Consider the following 3,139-nt stretch of genomic DNA (forward strand, 5'->3'; position numbering starts at 1 on the left):
GGGGTACTCGAGTGGCGAACGGGTGAGTAACACGTGGGTGATCTGCCTTGCACTCTGGGATAAGCTTGGGAAACTGGGTCTAATACCGGATATGAACTGCCTTTAGTGTGGTGGTTGGAAAGTTTTTTCGGTGCAAGATGAGCTCGCGGCCTATCAGCTTGTTGGTGGGGTAATGGCCTACCAAGGCGTCGACGGGTAGCCGGCCTGAGAGGGTGTACGGCCACATTGGGACTGAGATACGGCCCAGACTCCTACGGGAGGCAGCAGTGGGGAATATTGCACAATGGGCGGAAGCCTGATGCAGCGACGCCGCGTGGGGGATGACGGCCTTCGGGTTGTAAACTCCTTTCGACAGGGACGAAGCTTTTTGTGACGGTACCTGTATAAGAAGCACCGGCTAACTACGTGCCAGCAGCCGCGGTAATACGTAGGGTGCGAGCGTTGTCCGGAATTACTGGGCGTAAAGAGCTCGTAGGTGGTTTGTCGCGTCGTCTGTGAAATTCCGGGGCTTAACTTCGGGCGTGCAGGCGATACGGGCATAACTTGAGTGCTGTAGGGGAGACTGGAATTCCTGGTGTAGCGGTGAAATGCGCAGATATCAGGAGGAACACCGATGGCGAAGGCAGGTCTCTGGGCAGTTACTGACGCTGAGGAGCGAAAGCATGGGTAGCAAACAGGATTAGATACCCTGGTAGTCCATGCCGTAAACGGTGGGCGCTAGGTGTAGGGGGCTTCCACGTCTTCTGTGCCGTAGCTAACGCATTAAGCGCCCCGCCTGGGGAGTACGGCCGCAAGGCTAAAACTCAAAGGAATTGACGGGGGCCCGCACAAGCGGCGGAGCATGTGGATTAATTCGATGCAACGCGAAGAACCTTACCTGGGCTTGACATACACCAGATTGCTGCAGAGATGTAGTGTCCCTTGTGGTTGGTGTACAGGTGGTGCATGGTTGTCGTCAGCTCGTGTCGTGAGATGTTGGGTTAAGTCCCGCAACGAGCGCAACCCTTGTCTTATGTTGCCAGCATTTGGTTGGGGACTCATGAGAGACTGCCGGGGTTAACTCGGAGGAAGGTGGGGATGACGTCAAATCATCATGCCCCTTATGTCCAGGGCTTCACACATGCTACAATGGTCGGTACAACGCGCAGCGACACTGTGAGGTGGAGCGAATCGCTGAAAGCCGGTCTTAGTTCGGATTGGGGTCTGCAACTCGACCCCATGAAGTCGGAGTCGCTAGTAATCGCAGATCAGCAACGCTGCGGTGAATACGTTCCCGGGCCTTGTACACACCGCCCGTCACGTCATGAAAGTTGGTAACACCCGAAGCCAGTGGCCTAAACTTGTTAGGGAGCTGTCGAAGGTGGGATCGGCGATTGGGACGAAGTCGTAACAAGGTACCCGTACCGGAAGGTGCGGGTGGATCACCTCCTTTCTAAGGAGCTTTAATTGAGCACCAGTTGGTGCTGTATAGCGTGTGAGTGTTTATTCTCATTCGCTTGGTGGTTTATGTAGACGATTGTTTTACTGCCACCGATTGATAATCGGGTGGAGATACATCTTAACCAGAATGATGATTCAACTAACACACGTGTTAATCGCGTATAGATGAGTGCTTGGTGCATTGTTGGGTGTCTGGGGCATTGTTCCCTGGTTGTAACCCACGTAAGTTTCAATAACTGCTTGTTCTTTTTGGTGTGGTTGTTGTCTTGTGTGGGGTGTTGTGTGAGAACTGTATAGTGGACGCGAGCATTTAACCATGTGCTTTCCATCTTCTTTTGTGTTGGTGGTGGGTCATGGTTTGTGTGATTTCTTTGTTCTTTTGTGTTTTGTGTGTTCACACCAGCACAGTTTGATTGCCATGTTTGTGGTGGTTGTTGTGTTGGTTGTGTGTTCGTTATTTAGGGCGCATGGTGGATGCCTTGGCATGCTGGGCCGATGAAGGACGTGTAAGGCTGCGTTAAGCCTCGGGGAGTTGTCAATAGAGCGTTGATCCGAGGATGTCCGAATGGGGAAACCTGGCACCTGTTATGGGGTGTTACCCTTCAGTGAATTCATAGCTGTTGTGGGGGTTTACGCGGGGAAGTGAAACATCTCAGTACCCGTAGGAGAAGAAAATAAAATATGATTCTGCTAGTAGTGGCGAACGAACGTGGATGAGGCTAAACCGTGTGCATGTGATACTTGGTAGGGGTTGTGTGTGCGGTGTTGTGGGCCCCAATGTGAATCAGCTACCACTGGTTTGCTTGTGTGTTGTTGTTAGGTGAAGTGGTGTGGAAACGCCCACCGTAGAGGGTGATAGTCCCGTAGTTGAAGGCTTCAATGCATAGGTTGTTGGGTTGCCCGAGTAGCAGCGGGCTCGTGGAATCTGCTGTGAATCTGCCGGGACCACCCGGTAAGCCTAAATACTCAGTGTGACCGATAGTGTATGAGTACCGTGAGGGAATGGTGAAAAGTACCCCGGGAGGGGAGTGAAATAGTTCCTGAAACCATGTGCTTACAATCCGTCAGAGCACCTGTTGTGTGTGATGGCGTGCCTTTTGAAGAATGAGCCTGCGAGTCAGCGGCATGTCGCGAGGTTAACCCGTGTGGGGTAGCCGTAGGGAAACCGAATCCTCATGGGGTGTTTAGTGGCATGTCCTGGACCCGAAGCGGGGTGATCTACCCATGGCCAGTGTGAAGCAGTAGTAAGATGCTGTGGAGGCGCGAACCCACGTAGGTTGAAAACTGCGGGGATGAGCTGTGGGTAGGGGTGAAAGGCCAATCAAACTCCGTGATAGCTGGTTCTCCCCGAAATGCATTTAGGTGCAGCGTCGCATTAGCTTGGTGGAGGTAGAGCTACTGGTTGGTTGAGCGGGACTACAATCTTAGCAATGTCAGCCAAACTCCGAATGCCACTAATTGTGTTGTGCGGCAGTGAGACTGTGGGGGATAAGCTTCATAGTCGAGAGGGAAACAGCCCAGATCGCCGGTTAAGGCCCCTAAGGGTGTGCTAAGTGGAAAAGGATGTGGGATCGCGAAGACAGCCAGGAGGTTGGCTTAGAAGCAGCCATCCTTGAAAGAGTGCGTAATAGCTCACTGGTCGAGTGGTCCTGCGCCGACAATGTAGTGGGGCTCAAGCACACCGCCGAAGCCGCGGCAA

Annotated in this window: 2 rRNA genes; both read left to right on the forward strand. The window is 52.9% G+C overall.

The window, feature by feature from the left end:
• Positions 1–1,432: ribosomal RNA gene (locus HMPREF2822_RS01970) — 16S ribosomal RNA — on the forward strand; the annotation flags it as partial.
• A 455-nt stretch (positions 1,433–1,887) separates the two neighbouring features.
• Positions 1,888–3,139 (forward strand): 23S ribosomal RNA (locus tag HMPREF2822_RS01975); the annotation flags it as partial.

The organism is Corynebacterium sp. HMSC062E11 (assembly GCF_001811845.1).
GTDB lineage: Bacteria > Actinomycetota > Actinomycetes > Mycobacteriales > Mycobacteriaceae > Corynebacterium > Corynebacterium hesseae.